General features: G+C 39.3%; 23 protein-coding genes. 14 read left to right on the top strand and 9 right to left on the bottom strand.

All coding sequences use genetic code 11. The features are described from left to right. Positions 1 to 346 precede the first annotated feature (346 nt). Together WAO84_RS11610 and acnA are read right to left on the bottom strand one after the other, a co-directional pair. Positions 347 to 1,921 (bottom strand): M28 family peptidase, encoded by a 1,575-nt coding sequence (locus tag WAO84_RS11610; protein WP_340065949.1) that lies wholly within the window; start codon positions 1,919 to 1,921, stop codon positions 347 to 349. 127 nt (positions 1,922 to 2,048) lie between these two features. Beyond that, complete coding sequence (acnA, locus tag WAO84_RS11605; RefSeq protein WP_340065948.1) at positions 2,049 to 4,826, bottom strand: aconitate hydratase AcnA; 2,778 nt, start codon at positions 4,824 to 4,826, stop codon at positions 2,049 to 2,051. A gap of 282 nt (positions 4,827 to 5,108) precedes the next feature. On the opposite strand from acnA, the gene WAO84_RS11600 reads away from it, so the two are divergent. The 7 genes from WAO84_RS11600 (at position 5,109) to WAO84_RS11570 (ending at position 10,061) form a co-directional block, all read left to right on the top strand. Further along, a complete protein-coding gene (locus tag WAO84_RS11600) occupies positions 5,109 to 5,549 on the top strand; it encodes an Hsp20/alpha crystallin family protein (protein WP_340065947.1) in 441 nt (146 codons plus the stop codon). A gap of 62 nt (positions 5,550 to 5,611) precedes the next feature. Continuing rightward, positions 5,612 to 6,046, top strand: a complete 435-nt coding sequence (locus tag WAO84_RS11595) for a hypothetical protein (protein WP_340065946.1) — start codon at positions 5,612 to 5,614, stop codon at positions 6,044 to 6,046. A 4-nt stretch (positions 6,047 to 6,050) separates the two neighbouring features. Further along, the gene (locus WAO84_RS11590; protein ID WP_340065945.1) at positions 6,051 to 6,569 is read left to right on the top strand and encodes a hypothetical protein; all 519 of its coding nucleotides are present in this window, start codon (positions 6,051 to 6,053) and stop codon (positions 6,567 to 6,569) included. 91 nt (positions 6,570 to 6,660) lie between these two features. Further along, a complete protein-coding gene (locus WAO84_RS11585) occupies positions 6,661 to 7,674 on the top strand; it encodes a 2-hydroxyacid dehydrogenase (RefSeq protein ID WP_340065944.1) in 1,014 nt (337 codons plus the stop codon). Positions 7,675 to 7,693: 19 nt separating this feature from the next. Further along, entirely contained in the window at positions 7,694 to 8,257 is a 564-nt protein-coding gene (locus tag WAO84_RS11580; RefSeq protein WP_340065943.1) for a DUF4136 domain-containing protein, read from the top strand. Between the two features lie 18 nt (positions 8,258 to 8,275). Next, positions 8,276 to 9,055, top strand: a complete 780-nt coding sequence (locus WAO84_RS11575; RefSeq protein WP_340065942.1) for a patatin-like phospholipase family protein — start codon at positions 8,276 to 8,278, stop codon at positions 9,053 to 9,055. A 16-nt stretch (positions 9,056 to 9,071) separates the two neighbouring features. Then, positions 9,072 to 10,061 (top strand): Acg family FMN-binding oxidoreductase, encoded by a 990-nt coding sequence (locus tag WAO84_RS11570; RefSeq protein WP_340065941.1) that lies wholly within the window; start codon positions 9,072 to 9,074, stop codon positions 10,059 to 10,061. Positions 10,062 to 10,127: 66 nt separating this feature from the next. Here WAO84_RS11570 and WAO84_RS11565 read toward each other — a convergent pair whose 3' ends face one another. Together WAO84_RS11565 and WAO84_RS11560 are read right to left on the bottom strand one after the other, a co-directional pair. Further along, a complete protein-coding gene (locus tag WAO84_RS11565) occupies positions 10,128 to 10,910 on the bottom strand; it encodes an LOG family protein (protein WP_340065939.1) in 783 nt (260 codons plus the stop codon). 39 nt (positions 10,911 to 10,949) lie between these two features. Beyond that, positions 10,950 to 11,336: a hypothetical protein gene (locus WAO84_RS11560; protein ID WP_340065938.1), complete on the bottom strand. Its 387-nt coding sequence runs from the start codon at positions 11,334 to 11,336 to the stop codon at positions 10,950 to 10,952. A 148-nt stretch (positions 11,337 to 11,484) separates the two neighbouring features. Here WAO84_RS11560 and WAO84_RS11555 point away from each other — a divergent pair, with 148 nt between their 5' ends. From WAO84_RS11555 to WAO84_RS11535, 5 genes are read left to right on the top strand one after another with little or no spacing between them, the layout of a single operon-like run. Beyond that, positions 11,485 to 12,267 carry an MlaE family ABC transporter permease gene (locus WAO84_RS11555; RefSeq protein WP_340065937.1) on the top strand — a complete coding sequence of 261 codons (783 nt, stop codon included), beginning with the start codon at positions 11,485 to 11,487 and terminating at the stop codon, positions 12,265 to 12,267. A 56-nt stretch (positions 12,268 to 12,323) separates the two neighbouring features. Next, positions 12,324 to 13,043: an ABC transporter ATP-binding protein gene (locus tag WAO84_RS11550; protein WP_422614487.1), complete on the top strand. Its 720-nt coding sequence runs from the start codon at positions 12,324 to 12,326 to the stop codon at positions 13,041 to 13,043. Positions 13,044 to 13,049: 6 nt separating this feature from the next. Further along, on the top strand, positions 13,050 to 14,030 hold the full coding sequence (locus WAO84_RS11545; protein WP_340065934.1) for an MlaD family protein: 981 nt from the start codon (positions 13,050 to 13,052) through the stop codon (positions 14,028 to 14,030). 36 nt (positions 14,031 to 14,066) lie between these two features. After that, a complete protein-coding gene (locus WAO84_RS11540; protein WP_340065932.1) occupies positions 14,067 to 14,561 on the top strand; it encodes a hypothetical protein in 495 nt (164 codons plus the stop codon). 20 nt (positions 14,562 to 14,581) lie between these two features. Continuing rightward, a complete protein-coding gene (locus tag WAO84_RS11535; protein WP_340065930.1) occupies positions 14,582 to 15,541 on the top strand; it encodes a Na/Pi cotransporter family protein in 960 nt (319 codons plus the stop codon). A gap of 42 nt (positions 15,542 to 15,583) precedes the next feature. On the opposite strand, the gene WAO84_RS11530 is transcribed toward WAO84_RS11535, so the two are convergent. Beyond that, on the bottom strand, positions 15,584 to 15,949 hold the full coding sequence (locus WAO84_RS11530; RefSeq protein ID WP_340065928.1) for an arsenate reductase family protein: 366 nt from the start codon (positions 15,947 to 15,949) through the stop codon (positions 15,584 to 15,586). 28 nt (positions 15,950 to 15,977) lie between these two features. After that, a complete protein-coding gene (locus WAO84_RS11525; protein WP_340065926.1) occupies positions 15,978 to 16,433 on the bottom strand; it encodes a hypothetical protein in 456 nt (151 codons plus the stop codon). Between the two features lie 234 nt (positions 16,434 to 16,667). Here WAO84_RS11525 and WAO84_RS11520 point away from each other — a divergent pair, with 234 nt between their 5' ends. Continuing rightward, entirely contained in the window at positions 16,668 to 17,528 is an 861-nt protein-coding gene (locus tag WAO84_RS11520) for a universal stress protein (RefSeq protein WP_340065925.1), read from the top strand. A 113-nt stretch (positions 17,529 to 17,641) separates the two neighbouring features. Next, positions 17,642 to 18,484 (top strand): universal stress protein, encoded by an 843-nt coding sequence (locus tag WAO84_RS11515; protein ID WP_340065924.1) that lies wholly within the window; start codon positions 17,642 to 17,644, stop codon positions 18,482 to 18,484. Between the two features lie 20 nt (positions 18,485 to 18,504). On the opposite strand, the gene WAO84_RS11510 is transcribed toward WAO84_RS11515, so the two are convergent. Genes WAO84_RS11510 through WAO84_RS11500 form a run of 3 tightly spaced genes read right to left on the bottom strand, consistent with a single transcriptional unit; the run spans position 18,505 to position 21,516 of the window. Further along, entirely contained in the window at positions 18,505 to 19,185 is a 681-nt protein-coding gene (locus tag WAO84_RS11510; protein ID WP_340065923.1) for an ABC transporter ATP-binding protein, read from the bottom strand. A 19-nt stretch (positions 19,186 to 19,204) separates the two neighbouring features. After that, complete coding sequence (locus WAO84_RS11505) at positions 19,205 to 20,467, bottom strand: ABC transporter permease (RefSeq protein WP_340065921.1); 1,263 nt, start codon at positions 20,465 to 20,467, stop codon at positions 19,205 to 19,207. Next, on the bottom strand, positions 20,464 to 21,516 hold the full coding sequence (locus WAO84_RS11500) for an efflux RND transporter periplasmic adaptor subunit (RefSeq protein WP_340065920.1): 1,053 nt from the start codon (positions 21,514 to 21,516) through the stop codon (positions 20,464 to 20,466). Before WAO84_RS11500 ends, WAO84_RS11505 begins: the two co-directional genes overlap by 4 nt. Positions 21,517 to 21,623 lie beyond the last annotated feature (107 nt).

The raw sequence follows: 21,623 nt of genomic DNA, 5'->3' as shown, positions 1-21,623 counted from the left end.
ATCTTTAATTTTAATAAAGTGATCATTGCTTTGTTATCATAATTCTAATCATCTGTATTTTTTCTCCTTTTTCAGGTTTAGTTCATCGTTTCGTACTTGCGCCCTGGCGTTTAAAACAAGAAGGTTTGGTTGCTTTACCTATTTTTCAACATTCTTGAAAATACTGTTTTACATGAAATATTTATAACTCTGGAAATACTTCTGATATCACAGCTTTTTTATACAATTAGAAGCTTTACATTTTTTACATTTCATACCGGTAAAAACAAGCAAGCACCAGTTTACTACATCACCTAACAGTTAAGGCATAAAAAAAGCTCCTTTTTTAAAAAGGAGCTTTTTAATTTTATTCGGTGGGGGAGGGTTGGTCCACAACAATACGATCTTCGCGGTTTACAATTTCCCATGCGGTATGAAAAATAAGTTTGGTACGGTTGGTAAGCAGGTCGTACTCAATCTTATCAGGAGTGTCTGTATGTTTGTGATAATCGGCATGGGTACCGTTAAAATAAAAAATAACGGGTACATTGTTTTTAGCAAAATGATAATGATCGCTGCGATAGTAAAACCGGTTCGGATCGTTTACGTCATTATATTTATAATCCAGAGCCATTTGTGAATAGCGCGTATTAACATCTTCTGATAACTGGTGCAGTTCTGAGCTAAGGCGATCTGAACCGATAAGATAAATATAGTTTCGGTCTCCTGTTCGTTTGGGATCAATACGCCCTATCATATCGATATTGAGGTTTGCAACAGTTTGTTCTAAAGGGAATACAGGATCTTCGGCATAGTACTCAGAGCCAAGAAGCCCTTTTTCTTCTGCGGTGAAGTGCAGGAAAACTACAGAGCGTCTGGGTCCGTTACCTTCATCTGCTGCTTTTTTAAAAGCTTTGGCTATTTGGAGAAGAGCTACGGTTCCGGAACCGTCATCATCCGCACCGTTATATATCTGGTCTTTTATGATACCTACATGATCCAGATGTGCAGAGATCACCAGGTATTCATCCGGTTTCTCAGAACCTTTTATCAAGGCTATTACATTTTCCGAATCAATGGGATCTGAGGTGCCTTTAAGCGAAATGTTTATGGGTACCGAAAGGGTTTGCGCCTTTGCAGACTGATTTATTTCGGGGTACAGCGCCGTAGCGATCTGGCTGTTTACAAAAAGCATAAAGAAGGTGTCTTCATCGTTTTGAGAAAGGCTCATTCTGCCTCCCGTACGCCCTTTAACCATTTGGTACTGGCGCATGATCATTTGGGTATTGCCTTCATCGTAAAAAAGCAGCGCAGCTGCCTTTTTAGATTCGGCTACTTTTCTTTTAGAGGCTACAGCCTGGCTAATATTGGACCAGGCAGGCGTAGGAGTATCTGTACCGCTTAATACATACAGACCGTCTTCTTTCACGGGCTCACCGGCTTTTACCAGTACGATCTTCCCTTCTACATCGAGCCCTTTATAATCAGAATAGGTGTCAGTTTCAATACCATACCCTGCAAAAACTATATTTTCCATAGCAAGTGTTATTTCCCGTGGACCGTTAAAGGCGGCAAAATCTTCACCTATGGTATAGGTTCTGTCACCTATTCGTACTGAGGCATCGGGAAGGCTGTTGCGTTGCAAAGGGACTTTCTGAAAATAATCACCATCAGACTTAGCTGCAGGGATACCCATAGCTTCATATTGCTCTTTCAGGTAGTTTACTGCTTTTTTCTGCCCGGGAGAGCCTGTATCACGACCCTGAAAATCATCGGAAGCATAAGTGTAGAGTTTCTCAGTAAGTTCAGTTTCTGTAATAACTGCCTCATAGGGAAGCGGATTATAGTCCGGGGTTTTAGGCTGCATTTCGGTTTTACCGGTTTGCTGTGCAGCCTGGCAGCTTATCATTAAAAGTGCTACCAGAAAGAGTGTTTTTTTCATAAATCTCAAATTTTTCCAAATATATTGAAAAACAGGGGAGAAGTAAACTTCTTTAATCAAAGTTTAGCAGGTGTTCAAAGTGGGGTTATGAGGGGTGTTATCCCTGTATTTTGAAATTATCTGTAATTTAGGAACTGTTGGTTTCATCATTTAAAAACTGCCGTAAAACATATTGAAGTATGCCTTCATTTTTGTAATAGGTAATCTCAATTTGAGAGTCCAGTCTTGCTTTTACCTCAAAAGAAGTTGTATGCCCGTTACTATGATATGCTGTTGTTTTGAGTGTTTTTGAAGGATATAGTCCTTCGGAAATGCCCTCTATGGAAAACGTCTCGGTACCATCAAGTCCCAGGGTTTCTGCATTTTCACCCTCAATAAATTGCAGTGGCAACACGCCCATACCTACCAGATTACTTCTGTGAATACGCTCATAACTCTCGGCAATAACGGCCTTAATACCTAACAGGTAGGTACCCTTGGCGGCCCAGTCTCTGGAAGAACCGCTTCCGTATTCTTTTCCGGCGAGCACAATCAAGGGGGTACCTGCAGCTTTGTATTTTTTTGAAGCGTCAAAAACGGTCATTTCTTCCCCGGTAGGAATATATCGGGTATAACCTCCCTCACGATCGACAAGTTTATTTTTGATACGTACATTACCAAAAGTACCTCTTACCATGACTTCATCATTCCCTCTGCGTGCTCCGTAAGAGTTAAAATCTTTCCTGTCCACCCCTTTTTCAAGGAGATACTGACCTGCCGGTGAATTTTCATTAAAAGCTCCGGCGGGAGAAATGTGGTCTGTAGTCACTGAATTTCCCAGAACCAATAAGGCATGTGCTTTCAGGATATCCTGCGGTTCTGGTGGCGTAAGTGGCAGGTCTTTAAAGAAGGGGGCTTCTTTTATATAAGTAGATTGTTCATCCCACTCGTAATTTTTTAATTGAGGTGCTTTCAGGGTTTTCCAGGGCAAAGTGCCTTCAAAGATCTCTCCGTAATTCTTTTTAAAGTCTTCGGCAGTTACTACCTGTCGCATGATCTCGTGAATCTCTTCCTCATCAGGCCATACATCTTTTAAAAATACGGGATTCATATTAGGGTCGTACCCCAGGGGCTCATTTTCGAGATCAATATCCACTCTGCCTGCCAAAGCAAAAATCACAACAAGCATAGGAGACATAAGAAAGTTCATTTTTACCTGTGGGTGTACCCGTGCTTCAAAGTTACGGTTCCCTGAAAGTACAGACGCAACTACCAGGTCGTTTTCTGTTACCGCTCTGGCGATATGAGGAGGTAAAGGCCCCGAATTACCTATACAGGAAGTACATCCGTAGCCTACAACATGAAAGTTAAGGGCTTCCAGATCCTGTAGCAAGTGCGCTCTTTTTAAATAATCGGTTACTACTTTCGAGCCGGGAGCAAGACTTGTTTTTACCCAGGGGCATACATCAATCCCTCTTTCCCTGGCTTTTCGGGCAACCAGGCCTGCACCTATCATAACACTGGGGTTTGATGTATTGGTACAACTGGTAATGGCGGCAATTACTACTGAGCCATCACTAAGAGGATACTCATCGCCCGGTACTTTTATATGAACGGTTTTAACGGTGTTTTCAACAGTATCTGTAGCTATGTCTGGTTCATTTGTGTTTTCTAAAGCCGCATCACCATATATATACCGTTTGGAAGCCTCTCTGTGCGGCGGGGTCAGGTACTCTCTTTTGTGTTCACTTTTAATCAGTGTTCTAAAAGTAGCATTCAGGTTGCTGAGTATGATCTTATCCTGAGGCCTTTTAGGGCCTGAAACGGTTGGTTTTACGGTGGTGAGGTCAAGCTCTAAAACATGTGAATAGGTAATGGCGTCTTCATTTTCCCGCCATAACATGTTGGTTTTGGCATACTGTTCGGTAAAGGAAACCTGTGCTTCCGGACGATTGGTTTTACGCATATAGGAAAGAGTTTGATCGTCTATAGGGAAATAGGTTACTGTACAGCCAAATTCGGGAGACATATTGGCAATGGTGGCTCTGTCTGGGATACTCAGGTGATCCAGCCCGGGGCCAAATACTTCTACAAATTTACCAACTACGCCGTAACTCCTCAATAAATGAGTAATAGTAAGTACCATATCGGTAGCTGTAGTACCCGGGGAAAGTTTTCCATACAGGCGCAACCCGATTACTTCGGGCATAATGAAATATAAGGGTTGGCCGAGTAATGCTGCTTCTGCCTCAATACCGCCCACTCCCCAGCCTACCACGCCTATGCCATTAACCATAGGTGTATGGGAATCGGTACCTACCAGAGTGTCAGGAAAAGCATACCCTTCTCTGGCAATTACTCCTTTAGCCAGATATTCCAGATTTACCTGATGACAGATCCCCATTCCCGGTGGAACCACTGTGAAATTATCAAAAGCGGTCTGCGCCCATTTTAAAAATGTATAACGCTCTCGGTTTCGCTCATATTCAGTCTCAACATTCTTATGGTATGCATAGTTGGTCCCAAAATAATCTACCTGTACCGAATGGTCCACGACAAGATCTACAGGAACTAGGGGGTTTATTTTATCTGCTTTTTTGCCTTTTCGTATAGCTTCGGCTCGTAAGGAAGCTATATCGACTACGGCGGGCACTCCCGTGAAGTCCTGCATAAGTATTCTGGCAGGCTTAAAAGGAACATCTTTGGCAACCGGCTGCGGCTGCCATTGCAATAGGGTTTCTATATGCTCTTTAGTTATTGCAAAGCCATCAAAATTGCGCAAAGCATTCTCTAAAAGGATTCGTATAGAAAAAGGAAGTTTAGTTATGGCATAACCCTGATCTTCTAATTGAGAAAGGCTACAATAGCGGAGCGTTCCGAAGGGGGTTTTCATTTTCCTGAGAACATTGTATGGATCACTGGACATAAATAGATGTTTTTACAATGAGAAATTAAAAAAAAGACGTATTAAAGATAAAAAATATCTTCTAATATGCACTTGTTCTATTTTTGAAAACATGCGTTTTTATAAGTGTTTCAGGCCTATAATCAGATTTTTAAGTTAATGAATACAGGGCAATAAATATGAGTTTACTATTAGGTGTGTAGTATCTTTTTTTTTAATACTGACTTCCGTCATTTTTCAAAGCATTAACTATGAGTATTTTAGAGCTTTAAAATAAAGTTTAACCTTATAAAGACTAAGATTATGTCACTGATTAGATTTAACAGAAGATCGCCGTGGTTTAGTTCAGAGCTTTCAGATTTTTTTGATAAGGAAAACTTTTTTAGGGATGATTTTTTCAATCGTGCCTTTGAAAACAAACCCGCTTTGAACATAAAAGAAACCGATACTGATTATGAGATAGAACTGGCTGCGCCGGGGCTATCCAGAGAGGATTTTGAAGTATCTATTGAAGATGGATATTTAAACGTAAGTGCTGAGAAAACATTGACCGATGAGCAGAAAGAGGATAATTACATTCGTAAAGATTTTAGTTATAACTCTTTTAAGCGTACGCTTTTATTACCCGATAACGTAAAACAGGATGATATAAAAGCTTCTTACGATAACGGGGTGTTGAGAATGAAACTGTTTAAGAAAAGCACAGAAGTATCTCAACCTTCAAAAACCATTGAAGTTTCTTAAAAACGCGCAGCATATACCCGGACATCGCGTCCGGGTTGTTTGCCTAACAACAAAAATATATCATGGAACACAATTTTGATGTAATGAACTGGAAAAGTGCCGAAGAACGTTATAAAGAGGCCGGCAAATGGCTTACCGAATTGAACTTTGTATGTGATGAGCAACAGTTTCTCACCAATTTACTGGGAGAGTATTTTATAAAACTCTCTTCTCACGATCATTTTCCGCTCGCAAAACAACTGGTAGCGAAACTCACCAAATGCAAAAAAAACTGCTCAGAATTACTCGAAAGCGTAGGTAACCATAAAAACAGCCTTTATGTGTTACTGGATCAGGTAGAGCAACCTTATGAAGAGAGAGAAGTAAAAGCAACGCACAACGAGCTTACTGTAAAAACAAATACCTTTTTTCATGAGTTTAAAGAACTGAAAAAGAATGTATATTTTACAGTTATGGCCATCATGAAACACGATAAAGAACAACGCCTGTTATCTTAAAAAAATGAAACTTCTAAAACGAATAGGGATCCTTTTTGCCATACTATTAGCTTTGTTAATAGGGTTCCTGTACTGGTATAATGCCACATTTTCTATGGAATATGTAGAGGCATATGAAATAAACGCTCCCGATCTTGAAACAAAAGTATTAATTGCTACTCAAGGAAGCGAATTTAAAGATAAAGTAGTAAAGGGGATAACAGAGAAGTTTCCCGATGTGTTTTTTAAGGTGATAGATGTTTCAGGGCTTTATCAGGTAAAAGCAGATGACTGGTATGCGGTGGTGATACTTCATACTTTTGAATCCTGGGAAGCACCTGTACCTGTACAGGAATTTGTAAAAAAGACCAACAAACGCACAGATAAAATATTTTATCTTACTACTTCGGGAAGTGGTGAGTACACTATTCAGGATGTAGATGCCATTGCCGGAGAATCAGTTATTGCCGATGTACCGCTTTATGTTGAAAAGCTAACCCAAAAACTCGACCGGCTGCTTAAAGAACAAAAAGAAGCAAACTGATTTTAATCATTTATCAAAGTTTCTTTCAAATGTACCTTTGGTCTCATATTAGAAATGCCATACCGGTGTTTCTACTTTAAAATTTATATTCATGAAAGTATTGATATATAGCGCAAAATCATATGAGATCCCTTATCTGGAGAAAGCTTGTCCTGAAAGTCAGACCCTTACTTTTCTTGAGGAATCGTTATCAACAGAAACAGCTTTCAAGGCAATTGGATATGATGCCGTGTCTATTTTTTCGGCAGATGAAGCCTCTTCAGTGATACTTAAAAAACTTAAGGATAGTGGTGTTAAGTATATTGCACTTCGCTCTACGGGTTACGATTATGTAAATTTGTATGAAGCTTCCCGATTAAACATTAAGGTGGCCAATGTCCCGGCATATTCCCCTAATGCCATTGCAGAACATGCCGTAGGTTTGCTTTTGGCACTAAACCGAAAGCTTATACCTTCGTATGAACGGGTATCTAAATACGACTTCTCAATAGATGGCCTGAAAGGTTTTGACCTTGCCGGTAAAACCGTGGGCATTATCGGTACCGGGCATATAGGAAGTGTCATGGCTCGAATTATGAAAGGTTTTGGTTGTACGTTGCTGGGGTATGATATTGAAGAAGATTTGCAGTTGAGTGAAGAGCTAGATATGGAATATACTGATTTACCCTCTCTTTGCCAAAAATCTGATATTATCTCCATTCACACTCCGCTAACAGCCGCTACCCATCACCTTATTGATGAAAGGCTAATTAACCAAATGAAAAAAGGGGTAATTATCATTAATACGGCCCGGGGGGCAGTCATTCATTCTGAACATGTATTGCAGGCACTTGAAAATGGTCATATTGCCGCGCTGGGTATGGATGTATATGAATATGAGCATCGCTTTTTTTTCAGAGATTTTTCCGAAAAGGGGATCGATGATGCCATTTTAAAAAAATTCATAGAAATGCCCAATGTGCTCATTACGTCTCATCACGCGTTCTTAACACATGAGGCACTTAGTAATATTGCCAGAACTACTTTTTTTAATTTGGAGTGTTGGCAAAAAGGAACCGTTTCCCCTAATGAAATTACTGCCGAAACCGTAGGGAGTACCATATAAGAATGTAAAAATGAAAACCATGAATAAAATTTTTAAAGCTTTCTTTTTTCTTACAATAGGCACTTTTATGCTGAGTTGTTCCAGTGCAAAAATAGTAGCAGACCATGATCCTGATATAGATTTTAATGATTATAAGACCTATACTTTCTGTATGGAGGATATGACCATAGAGAACAGCAGGTACCCGGAATATGACAATGATTTTAACCGAAACCTTATTAAGGAAGCCATAGAAGCAGAAATGGAGGCCAGAGGGTATGTGGCAAATGCTTCGCAACCTGAATTGCAGGTAGGATTTCGTTTTGTTATAAGAGATGAAGAGTTTTCCGTATCCAATTGTTTTGACGAGTCTGAATACTCTTATTGGGCTGCCTGTAGAATAGAAACGTATAACTATACTGAAGAGACCCTGGTGATTTATGTATCTGACCTGGAAAAAAATCAGGTGATCTGGCAGTCTTCTATGGTAAAGAGCCTGTCTGCTTCTCCCAAAAAGCTGAAAAGAAAAATAGAAGAAACCGTAAAAAGGATATTTAAAGAGTATCCGGTTAAACCTATTAGTAACGGCAAAATATCGGTGTAACCTGAAAACTATGAGGTAATGAGCTTAAAGACTACTACAGGACTGGTACTATCTGGCGGCGGGTACAGAGGTGTCGCACACATAGGGGTCATTAAAGCTCTGGAAGAGCATGGTGTTTTTCCTGAAGTGATCTCAGGTACCAGTGCCGGAGCATTAGTAGGGGCACTCTATGCAAATGGGAATAGTTATCAGGAAATGCTGGAGTTTTTTCGCAAAGTCAAGATTTTCACTTTATCAAGATTTTCCCGTCGAAAACCCGGTTTTGTTGATACTGATAGTTTTTATGATTTTCTGAAAGGATATTTTCCGCATAATAAATTTGAAGCGCTGCAAAAGAAGTTGTTTGTTACAACTACGAATCTATCGGCCGGAGAAATCACTATTTTTAAAAAAGGGGAGTTGATACCTGCCCTGCTGGCTTCTGCTTCGTTTCCCGGAGTATTCTCACCGGTAACCATGGATGGGGTGCTTTATGCCGACGGAGGCATATTAGATAACTTTCCTGTAGCTCCTTTACAAAACAACTGTGATATTATTTACGGTGTAGATGTAAGCCCTTTGAAAAATATGAGCTCGCGAAGGCTCAATAACTTTTATAATATTCTTGAAAGAGCATATCATTTAAGAATGTTTCATGACTCGAAACAAAAGTTTGCCATGTGCGATGTGGTTATCAATCCGCCTGAACTGGGTAAATACAGTGTTTTTAACAATACCCATATAGACCTGATATTTGACATAGGCTATCGTGCTACCTGTGAAACACTTAAAAGCAAACCAGTGGAAAGGATAACGTAAGTTAAAAGAATTTTGTATGGAAAAAGAGAAAAGCTCAAGAATAAACGAGTTGAAACATTTAATATACTTTGCAGTTAAAGCTCCTTCAGGACACAACACACAACCCTGGAAATTTAAGGTTACAGAAGAAGGGATCGAAATACATCCAGACCTGGATCGCGCACTTCCGGCTACCGATCCTCTTAACCGGGAACTGTACATAAGCCTGGGATGTGCTCTTGAAAATCTTGTTATTGCAGCACATGAGTTTAATTATGAGGTAGCCTATCGTATTGTACAGACATATAATAATACATTTATTATAAAAGTAGCATTAACCTCTTCGGGCAGTGTTAGCATACACGAACTGTTTAGCAGTATAGAACTGCGCCAAACCAATCGCAGTGTATATGATAAGGTACACATTGCACCCGAAAATATAAAAACACTTTTATCTATACGCAGGGAAGGGAACACAGGTATTCATGCGTTTAGAAGGAGTAATGAGCATTTTGAAATGATCACAGATTTTCTCGCAAGGGCCAATTCCATACGAATGCAGGACCCTGAGTATAAAAAAGAATTGTTAGACTGGATGCGCTTTAACCCTAAAGACACCTCTGAGTCTAAAGACGGCCTCTCATACAAAGCTATGGGTACACCTCCTATGCCCGAGTTTATGGGTAAATCCCTGGCCAAAGGCTTTATAAATGCACACAGGCAAACGGTGGCCGACATGGAAAAAATAAATTCTTCATCACACATTATTTTGTTTAGCACACAAGAGCAGAATGAGAAGGCATGGATATTGCTCGGAGTTACCCTTGAACGTTTTTTACTGCTCTCTACCAAGATGGGAATGGCCCATGCCTATATTAATTTGCCTTGTGAGGTTGACAGGTTGGTAGAAGAAATGCGGGATGTTTTGCCTATTGATAAAGAATACCCTAATATTTTACTTAGAATAGGATATGCAGACCGGGTGTCATTTTCAAAAAGAAAAGATATAGAAGATGTTATCTTTTGATTGTGAAAAGCATTTCATAAGGCGCCTGATTTACTTACCCCTCCCTTCTTCCGGTTTAAAATAATTTTATTTATTGAGGTTGGTACTTACCGGTATATTATTCTTGAATTCTCCAAGCCACCAGCGTGTCTTTATAGGTTTTTTCACCAACCCAAATTTTCTTACAGCATGCTCATGCAGGTGTTCTCTCATTTCCTCAACAGAGTCTGTCATGAACAGCAGATCCATATCTTCGGGCGCGATACTTTCATTTTCTGCCATTAGCTGGATGTGTTCATATAATTCTTTATGGTATGCTTTACCAAAGAGTATAACCGGAAAGTGATTAATGATTTTGGTTTGAATTAGGGTAAGTGATTCAAATAATTCATCAAGAGTACCAATACCTCCGGGCATCACTACAAAAGCATAGGAGTACTTCATTAACAGAAACTTGCGTACAAAGAAATAAGGAATATCGATCCACTTGTGCAAAAAAGGATTAGCGTGTTGTTCCTGGGGTAGTATGATGTTACACCCTACAGAATAGCCGCCGTTGAGGTATGCTCCCTTATTGGCAGCCTCCATGATGCCGGGGCCACCCCCGGTCATTACCGTAAACCCCATTTCTGTTAGCGTTTTGCCTACAGCCTCGGCCTGTTTGTAATACGGATTGTCATTTTCAAACCGCGCAGAGCCAAACACAGTAACACAGGGGCCTATAAAGTGTAATTTTCTAAAGGCTTTTATGAAACTATATTGTACTTTAAAAGTAAACCAAAGCTCTTTAAATCGATTTCTGGGGCCTTCTAAAAAAGACTTTTCCTCGCTTAGATAGTGTGAGTTTCCCAAATGGTTTTTTCTTTTCATAGCAAATTATGATATCCTGGCTAAACCAGAAAAGGCAAATTACATGTTTTTTGATAAAAATCGAAAAAAACGCTTTTTAAGGTCATTGTACATATCTCTTTGAGTATCCATTTTCTCACGGTGTTCCAAATGCTGTTTGAAATGTTCGCGATTCAGAACAACTTCATGAGCTCGTTCGTGAGCGGCCATGTTCATTTCATGCCCGTGGATGCCCTCTTTTAATTCGTCTATTTTCGTACTATGAATAAAAAAATGGTTCTGATACTGCTCAATTTCAGATAAGACCTCCGAACCGGTCCATCGCTTTATGAGTTCTTCCAGTCTTTTTTGGAAAAACTTTAATTCATCTTCCCAGAACAAAAGTTCCCTTCTCCATTGCTCGTGTTCGAAGTGGAGGTCTTCGTTAAAAATGGCTTCGGTTTTCATTAAAAAAGAATTAAGAATACCAAAATTAGTATGCAAGTGTTAAGGCAGAAATGATAATTGTCATTTCTGCTACATGACTTTAATCATTTTTATGAGGTGGTAACTATTCTATATTTGAACATGATATGCCTTTTCAGGCTTTTCAGGTATGGCAACAACACTTAAAATAACAGCTCGGGTAAAACAGTTTTTATTAGAGACTGGAGAACTGGCATTTTTTGCCGGACGTTTCCTGAAAGAAGCTTTTCGGCCTCCTTTTGAGTTTAAAGAGTTACTCCGACAGTGTTATCAGGTAGGCAACCGTTCTATGACCCTGGTAGGAGTAACCGGTTTTATAATTGGTTTGGTGCTTACTTTACAAACGCGTCCAACACTTCAGGAATTTGGTGCCGTATCCTGGATGCCATCTATGGTAGGGATCTCAATTGTACGAGAAATTGGCCCGGTGGTAATTGCGCTTATTTGCGCAGGACGCATAGCTTCAGGTATTGGTGCCGAATTGGGATCAATGCGTGTTACAGAGCAAATTGATGCTATGGAGGTTTCAGGAACTAACCCTTTTAAATACCTGGTAGTAACCCGCATAGTAGCAACAACTCTTATGATACCTCTTCTGGTGGTTTTTGGTGATGTTTTGGCTCTTTACGGGTCGTTCCTGGTTGAGCACTATAAAGGCGATGTTTCTTTTACACTCTATTTCAACCAGGTATTCAATGCCCTGGAATACGGAGATCTGATACCGGCAACGGTAAAAACATTTTTTTTTGGTTTTGCTATTGGCCTTGTTGGTTGCTTCAAGGGGTATTATTGTAAAAAAGGTACCCAGGGTGTAGGTATGGCGGCCAATACAGCAGTAGTTATGGCCTCCATGCTTATTTTTATTCTGGATTTTGTAGCGGTATTCATATCAGATATTTTTTATGAATTATGACAACAGCAACATCTAAACATACAGAGAGTTCAGACAGGACTTCACCTAAAATAGTGATGCAAATACGCAATCTTCAAAAAAGCTTTGGAGACAATCACGTACTTAGAGGGTTTAGTATGGAGCTGTATGAGGGCGAAAACCTTGTAATCATGGGTAAATCAGGTTCCGGAAAGTCAGTTATGATCAAGTGTCTGGTAGGGCTTTTACAGGCCGATAGCGGTACTATTCATGTTATGGGAAATGACATTACCCAACTTACGAGAGAAGCTTTGGATAAACTAAGAACGCATATAGGCTTTCTTTTTCAGGGAAGTGCCCTTTACGATTCTATGACGGTAAGAGAAAATCTCGAATTCCCGTTAAGAAGACATGCAGAAAAAATGACAGATGGTCTTTCGGTAAACGAACGGGTGCAGGAAGCATTGGAAAATGTTGGCCTCATACACGCTATAGACCTTATGCCCTCTGAGCTTTCAGGAGGAATGAAAAGAAGAGTGGCGCTGGCAAGAACACTTATTATGAGACCAGGTATTATTCTTTATGATGAACCCACCAGTGGTCTGGACCCTATAACCTCGAAAGAGATCATAGAACTAATGATACGCATACAGAAAAAGTATAAAACATCCTCTATAATCATTACCCATGATGTAGATTGTGCAAGAGTAATATCAGATCGCATGATACTCCTGGTAGATGGAACTAATTATGCAGAAGGAACTTTTAAAGAACTATCAAAGGCAACAGACCCCAAAGTAAAAGCCTTTTTTAAATAAATAACTATGACCAGAACAACATCAGAGAAAATAAGACTGGGCATTTTCGTAGTAACCGGAACGGTTTTGTTAGTAGTAGCCGCTTACCTCATAGGTAATAATCAGAACATTTTTGATAAAACCTTTACCATTAGTGCTGTTTTTAGCAATGTTAACGGGTTACAGCCTGGTAACAATGTACGTTTTTCAGGAATACATGTTGGTACTGTAAAAGGCATTCATATGGAACAGGATACGGTGATACGTGTAGATATGGCCATCGAACAAAAAATGCAGCCTTACATTAAGAAAGATGCTATTGCTACCATAGGGTCTGACGGGCTGGTAGGTAATATGATCGTAAACATTATACCTGGTAAATACATGTCCCCACCAGTAAATGAAGGGGATGAAATTACCAGCTATAGCCGTATAGGTACAGAAGATATGTTGAGTACGCTAAATGTTACCAATGAGAATGCAGCAATACTCACGGCAGACCTTCTTAAAGTAACCCGATCTCTTGTTCAGGGTAAAGGTACCTTGGGCAGACTGTTGAATGACACGGTGATGGCCGAGGATCTTTACAAAACCATAAGGAACCTTAAAGTAGCAAGTCGTGATGCCCAGACCACCCTGCGCGAACTCAACAAATTTGTTGAAGGTATGAATTCTGAACAGAGTGTTGCCGGCATACTGCTAAAAGATTCTTTGTACGGGCAAAAAGTAAAAACTATAATAGATCACCTGGAAACATCAGGGGCTTCCATAAGCCATATGTCAGACAGTTTGCAGTATATGGTCAACCGGCTCAGTAAGGGAGAAGGGGCCCTGCATTTTCTTACTACCGATACACTTTTTGTAAGGAGTTTACAAAATACAATGAAGAATGTAGAAGAAGGTACTGCTCGTTTTAATACAAATATGGAAGCAATGAGAGAAAACTTCCTTTTCAGAAGATATTTTAGAAAGCTTGAAAAAGAGCAAAAAAAATCACAAAAAGAATAATAAAGCTATGTATCGTAAAGCGCTAAAAACCAAAGAATGGAAATAGAGGATCTTAACAAACGTGTGGATGAATACAAAGCGTCTTTGGCAACGGTTGTCGATAAAAAACTACTTTGGCGATCATCGGTTAAAGATAAAATCTCAATGACGCTTCGTGCTGTAGCGGCCCGTTACGATATAGGCTGGCGTGTACAGGAACTTAGCTGGCTGTACAATAATGAAGCCGTTAATATTGGGTTTGATTCGTTCCCTACTGCCATTTCAGAAAAGGCAGATCTCATACCATCTTATCAGTTTATGAAGGGAGGTGCCCTTGTATTCTCACAATCTTATAGTGGTGATATAGAGGTATTTCTTCTTTTTCCTGATTTTAAAAATAATTCTTCGGGACAATCGAGCCTTGAAATGGGTATATACACACCTGTTGACATTACAGAAGATCTTATTTTAGAGAAAGTAGATGGTTTTCTTAAAGAAATGATCAAATGGGAGTTACCTGCTTTAAAAGACAAAGTAGGTTTTATGAATTAACTACTTTCAAACACGGTATTTTGGGATCATCTCTTACATCTTCGGTTTTACCACTACTGGTGGGAGGGTTGGTACTGTTCCTATATGCCATTAAAAACCTGTCTGATACCTTGAGAGGCATGTTCTCTAAGAAGGCAGAAAAAATGATAGCCAGATACACGGGCAATATTTTTATGGCAATTGGTATTGGTACTTTGGTTACCATAGTACTGGATTCATCTTCGGCAGTGATCATTCTCGTGATTATTTTTATTAATGCAGGTACTTTGAATTTTCATCAGGCTATGGGCATTATTATGGGGGCCAATATTGGTACGACGTTCTCCAGTCAGTTAATAGCCCTCAGTATTGGTAAGTATGCAGTAATACCTATGGTGATAGGCTTCGTTATTTGGGTATTTGCCTCGGCAAAATACAAAAAGGCCGGAAAGCTGTTGTTGTATTTTGGCATGTTGTTCTTTGGGCTCCATCTGTTAGAAATTTCAGTAGCTCCTTTAAAAGGGAGTGATTTTCTGGAAGAAAGGCTTTTACAGATCAATAACCCGGTTACAGGTGCGCTGGCAGGAGGACTTATTACATTGATCATACAATCTTCCAGTGCCACTATGGGTATGATTATTGTGTTGTCAAAACAGGGGTTTATACAGTTGGGTACTGCGCTCTCGGTTATGTTGGGGGCAGAACTGGGAACCTGTTCAGATACGTTGTTGGCGGTAATAGGAGGGAGACGTGATGCAGTAAGAGCTGGTGTTTTTCACCTTATATTCAATCTGGTGCCTATCCTGGCAGGACTGTTGTTTTTTGATTATCTGGTAAAAATGGTATCTTTTATTTCGGGTAATGCACCTCTACAGCGGCAAATTGCCAATGGGCATGTTTTGTTCAGCATACTCAGTGTTTTAATGTTTCTTCCGTTTATAAAGGTATTCTACAGGTTTTTATATTGGTTAATACCAGAAAAAAAAAGACAGGCAGTATAATTTAATAGTATCACCTGCCTGCCTTTCCCGATTACAGAACTACTAAATTTTTATAATGTCTGTAGGTGTTTCTATAAGAATAGTAACATCTCCTCTTATTGCGATAGGTTGTTTTAATATGTTAGGGTGGTTACGAATTACTTTTATCCAGTCATGATCTGAAAATTCCTGAGGCTTAAACTTTGAAGAGTAAGAAGGATGGTTTTGATTAACTAGGTTTTCAATGGGCATATTCAGTCTTTGTGCGATCTCAGCGATCTGGGTTCCTGTGAGAGGGGTTTTTAAGATATCGATAGCCTGTAGTGCAATACCTTCTGCATGGGCATATGCAAGTGTTTGTTTGGCTCTTTTAGAATCAGAACTGTAGTATAGTGTTATTTGTCTTTCGGAGGTGGCAATTTGTCCCATGGTGTTCGGTTATTTAAAAATTATTATTTTAAGATGTAGATAAAACCCCTTCCAGTTGCTCGTTATCAATCACATATTCGGTAACAGCAAAAACTTCTTTACGGCTGTTTCTAAACATTTTAGCGAGTTTAGACATAGACTCTTCCAGATATTCATGTTCAGACCTGAGCAGTATTTCAAAACCACGGTTCGGGTTATCCATAAGATACACCATACGTGTAAGGTGTTTACCTATTTTTTCCCGAAGCTCGCTACAACTCTTGTTTACAGAAGAAAGTTTCTGCTCTGTTTTACGTACCAGATTAAGGTTGTTATCTTTAGAGATCCACAGGAGGTATTTATTAATAAGTCGTTGTAAAAAACGAAGTTCATCTTTGTAGAAATCCATATTCGATTCCCAGTGACGGGTTAATGTATATAATTCTTCCCATGAAGCTTGATACTTATGGTCGGGTCTTCTTGAACGAATTCTATAATTTTCCATGCTTTTGAGTTTTAAAATACATTGGGTCTTTAAGGGTTTTCCTTGTCAAACCATGTATTTGCTTGTTTATAATTAAGTTAAAATACGCGGTGTACAATACCAAAAATAGTATGTGGTTGGGGTAGCTAAAATGATTTCTGTCAGTTTGCAGGAAACGAAGTATATGATTTTAGTCATAGGAGTGCTCTTTTGGGTTACGTAGTTTCGTATATAGTATCTTACGTAATTATTATAATGAATACAGTATTATTTGCTACCGATTATTCCCGGAACTCTGCTGCAGGGCTTAGGTATGCATGTGTACTTTGTAAAAAACTGGAATCCAAACTGGTAATTACGCATATTTTTCCGGAAAGCAGGATATCTAAAACCCGGGAAGACTTTCCCGAAGATGGAGTTTCTGTTTTTGAGGAACACCAAAAATCATTAATCAATTTTTTTAAGCTTACTGTAAATGACCCGATGACTATAGAGAATAATACGTTTGGTATTAGTATTGAACCGGAACTTCATTCATCGGTATTTAAAGGGATATTGAAAAAAGCCGGTCACATGCAATCAGGTATCATAATAGTGGGTATGCGTGGTAAGAATAGTTTGAAGAACCTTTTTATGGGTAATGTAACACAAAACCTTTTTGAGAGATCTTCATACCCGGTTTTGGCAGTGCCTTCCAATTATAAAATGAATACATTAGATACTATTGTCTATGCCAGTAATTATCAGGAAGAAGATTTTTACTGTTTAAAAAAACTGGTAGAAATTGCCGGACCTTTCGGAGCAAAAATCCGGGTGGTGCATATTGCTTCGGGTTCTGATGTTACTACCCGCGAACGTACCCACTGGTTTCAATGGCGATTTCAACAGAGAATAAATTATGAAAATGTACTTTTTGATGTAATACGATCACAGGATGTTTACGAAAGGCTTCGCCTGTATTTAAATGATGTAGATGCCGGTATGCTGGCCATGTTGTTTAAAAAAGATGAGGATGTTTGGAAATATTTATTTCAAAAAAAACTTATAAAACGTATGCAGGCTAATGTAAACATTCCATTACTCAGCTTTAATGTATCGGGCCGGTTGCATACTTAAAAAGTTTTCATTTTCTGCTGTTTTGATCACTGGAAAAATTCCTTCCTGACTTAAGTCATTTTTTGTTTTATTTGAAAGCCATAGTTTTCCCACTAAAATGTATCTCTTAAACTATGAAAACTATTTTATACGCCACAGATTGTACTGATTACTCAGTCGCCGCTTTACAATACGCTTATTTTTTATGTAAAAAGCTGGAAGCCAGTATGGTAGTGCTTTATGTGTATGATATTCCCATTACAGGGGTATCCGGGCTGCGCCCTGTAGGTTTGGATGACGATAAGTCTTTCGAGAGTTACCAGGAGTCTTTAACGAAGTATTGTCGTAAGCATTTGGGAAACGAACTGGGAAAAATGAACATTCGGTGTATGACCACACGGCATGCTTCCGTTTCAGGGGGCATTCTCAGTGTAGCCGGTGAAATACATGCAGATCTCATGATGATTGGAATGAAAGATGAACACACTACCCGGGGACTTTTTGCGGGTGATATTGCCAAAATATTGATAGACAAAGCGCATATTCCGGTTCTGGCAATCCCTAATAATATAGAGCGAAACGAGATATCTCAAATAGCATATGCCACCGCTTTTGAGGAAAGCGATATACGAGCCATACAACAACTCACCGGAATAGCAAGACCTTTTGAGGCTTCTATACATGTTGTACATATTTCTACCAGGGAAGAATATTCAGGCAAAGACCAGATGGAATGGTTTAAGGAGATGCTTGGCCAACAGGTAGATTATCCACATATTACTTTCAGGATATTGTTTTCTGATGCGATTTATGAAACGTTATCTGATTATATCACAGATACGAAAGCAAATATGTTAGGAATGCTTGAGAGAAAGAACAAAGGATTCATGAAAAAGCTCTTTCAGCGGGATCTGGTAAAAAAAATGGAAGCCAGTGTTCACATTCCTCTTGTAAGTTTTCCAAAAGAAAAGCATTGATCACAAAACGTAATTATTCGTTAGGATCGTAGGATCTCCCCATCTCCCATGATAATGGTTCGGTCTGTTCTTGAGGCAAAATCCTTATCATGGGTTACAACCAGAAGAGAAAGACCTTCTTCTTCTTTCAGTTGCTTAAAAATGTTAAAAACATTTTCTGCATTGTGACTGTCCAGGTTTCCGGTGGGCTCATCTCCCATGAGTATAGCGGGGTTGTTAATAAGGGCTCTGGCTATGGCAACTCGTTGTTTTTCGCCTCCTGAGATTCTGGAAGCTCTTTTTTGGGCGAGATGCCCAATATTAAGCATGTCTAGTTTTTTCATGGCATCATGCTCAATTTCTTCATTTGATTTTTCTGCCAGCTTTTTAGCAGGCAGCATCACATTTTCAAGAACACTAAATTCTGAAAGAAGGTAGTGAAACTGAAAAACAAACCCTATGTGTTTATTGCGTATCCTTGATAGTTCCTGGTGCGGTTTCCCGGTAATAAGCTCCCGGTTAATATAGAGCTCCCCTTCATAGTCAGTATCCATAGTAGAGAGAATATAGAGTAAAGTAGATTTGCCGCACCCTGATTTTCCCATAATAGAAGCAAACTCTCCTTTTTTAATATTGAAAGTTATGTTTTTCAATACATGAAATAAAACGGGCTTCTTAAAGTATTTATTTATATTTCTGGTTTCTAAAACAAGATCATTCATACACCAACGGGCTTAACTGCTAAGTTCCTCTTATTATTCTTACGGGGTCTATACTTCTGGCTTTGCTGGAAGGCAGATACCCTGCTACAAAGGTAGAGAACAGGGCAAATGAAATACCAATTACATAATACCATATATTGTAATTAATGGGATAGGTATCAATAGTGGGGAGGGCATCTGTTTCAAAAGCTACATTATCAATAAGTCTGGACAGTCCATACCCTATGGCTAAGCCCAAAACCCCTCCAATTGCGCCAATGATCATTGCCTGGCTCATAAATATGAGCTGAACATCTGTGCCTGAGAACCCTGTTGCTTTAAGTATGGCAATATCTTTCATTTTCTCATAAATGAGCATATTGAGGATATTGTAGATACCAAAACCGGCAACGATAAGTAAGGTAATGGAAACAGCATACGTTATCAGGTTACGGATATTGGTTCCGGTTTCAAACTGCGCATTGGCTTCGTTAATATCTTTGGCTTTTACGTTAAACTGGCGTTCCAACCGGTCTGCCATATTAGGAGCCTGATTGATGTCAAGCAATTTAATGTTTATATCAGTAATGTAATTTTCGGCTTCTCCCAGAATACGCTGTACCGTTTTTAGATTGGCAAAGCTTTGTACATTGTCAACTTCAGCAATACCACTCTGGTAAATCCCCACTATTTTTAATGGAAAAATATCTCCTTTTACGGTACTTATTTGAACGCGATCTCCCATTTGTAAAGACATTTTCTTGGCCAGTCCTGCTCCCAGAAGTATCCCGTTTTCATTATTGCGAAGCTCTTCAGGGGTCCCTGAAACAATGTAATCCTGAATATTAGACAGTTGTACTTCTTCCATGATATCCACTCCGGTAAGGTTGCCCCCCAGTTCTATGGAACCGGATAAATAAAATATCTGAGCACGTGTTTGAGGAGTGGCGCCTTTCACTTCAGGATGTTTCCTTAAGTAATGCAACATAGGAAGTGCATTGTGTATTTTTAACTGGCTTTGTTTTGGTTTGATAGAGTGTACCACATTCACCGCATTTTCAAATTCGTCATAAAGCGAGACAGGTTGTTTTGCAGAAGGCTCAATTTCATTATAAATATGTACATGAGGTGTCTGGTTAAGTACTAAGTCATCAAGCATTTGATTAAGGCCCGTCATAAAACTTACCAAGGTAATATAGGAGCCAATACCGAAAGTAACCCCTAAGGAAGCGGTAACTGTAGATTTCATTTTGGTTACCAAATGGGTTTTGGCTATGGTAAGTATTACTTTCCAGTTGATCATTTTTCTGGTTTTCTTAAATACGTTTTTGCATCAATACCCTCAAGAATTTCCACTCTTTCGAGGCTTTGCAGGCCAATAGTTACGGGTTTTAGTTCTCCTTTTTCGGTAAGGACGTGGTTATCTTCGGTTAAATATTCTTTAGGTATGGTAAGGGCTTCTTCTTTTTTAGCAATAATAATATTTCCTTCACCGGCCAGACCGGGGTATAAAACCTTTGGTGCCCGTATAAAAACAGCCTCTACTTTAAAAGTCTGGGAACGCTCATCCTTTTTAGGATAGATTTTACTGATCTGTGCTTCAAAAACCTCAGAATTGTATGCATCTAAAGTGATTAATGCTTTTAATCCCAGCGTAAGCTTCACAATATCTACTTCATCTACCAGCATTTCAATGACAAACGTATCATCACAGCCCACATCGGCCAGAGGTTCGGCCGATGATACGATCTCTCCCGGGTTTTTATGTAGCGCATATACTTTTCCGTTTATTTTACTCTTAACGGTAAAATCGCCTGTATTTATGAGAGCGGTTTTGTAATTATTTTCAGCCTGTCTTAATTGTGTTTCCAGTTCCTGCCTGGTGCGCTGGTAACGGCTGTTGAGCAGGCGTAAATTATTCTGGGAAAGTTCAAAAGCCAGTTTTCGGGTGTCGTATTCTATTTTTGAGCCTATGTTTTGTTGCCAAAGGTTTTTTTGCCGAAAGTAATTTATAGAGTCATTTTTTAAAGTTAGTGATGCAGCCTGGATCTGGTCTTCCAGTTCGCTCAGTATGGCAGCACTTCCCTGATATTGCTCTTTAGCGAGATCGTAGGCAAGTTTGGCGTTTTCCTGGTTTAATTCGGGGGTGCTGTTAATAATCTGTATGAGCGGGTCGTCCTTTTGAACCAGATCCCCTTCTTCAACCAGGTTTTGATCCAGAATACCCCCCACGGCAGCATATACTTTGTAAAGACTATCAGGTTGGATAGTTACAGATGTATATACAGATTCGGTTAACATGGTTTTTTGAGGAAGTATCTTGTTGTCTGAATTACTACAAGATGTGACCATTACAAAGACAAAAATGATTATAAAGGATCTCACAATTACTATATATTTAAAAACACTTCAAAATAAAGCCAAATGAAAAAACTGGCATATGAGCAAAGTCATAAAGC

Source organism: Ascidiimonas aurantiaca, from assembly GCF_037646345.1.
GTDB classification, from domain to species: domain Bacteria; phylum Bacteroidota; class Bacteroidia; order Flavobacteriales; family Flavobacteriaceae; genus Ascidiimonas; species Ascidiimonas aurantiaca.
Note: the sequence above shows the minus strand (reverse complement) of the source record. Positions and strands in the feature narration are given on the sequence as shown.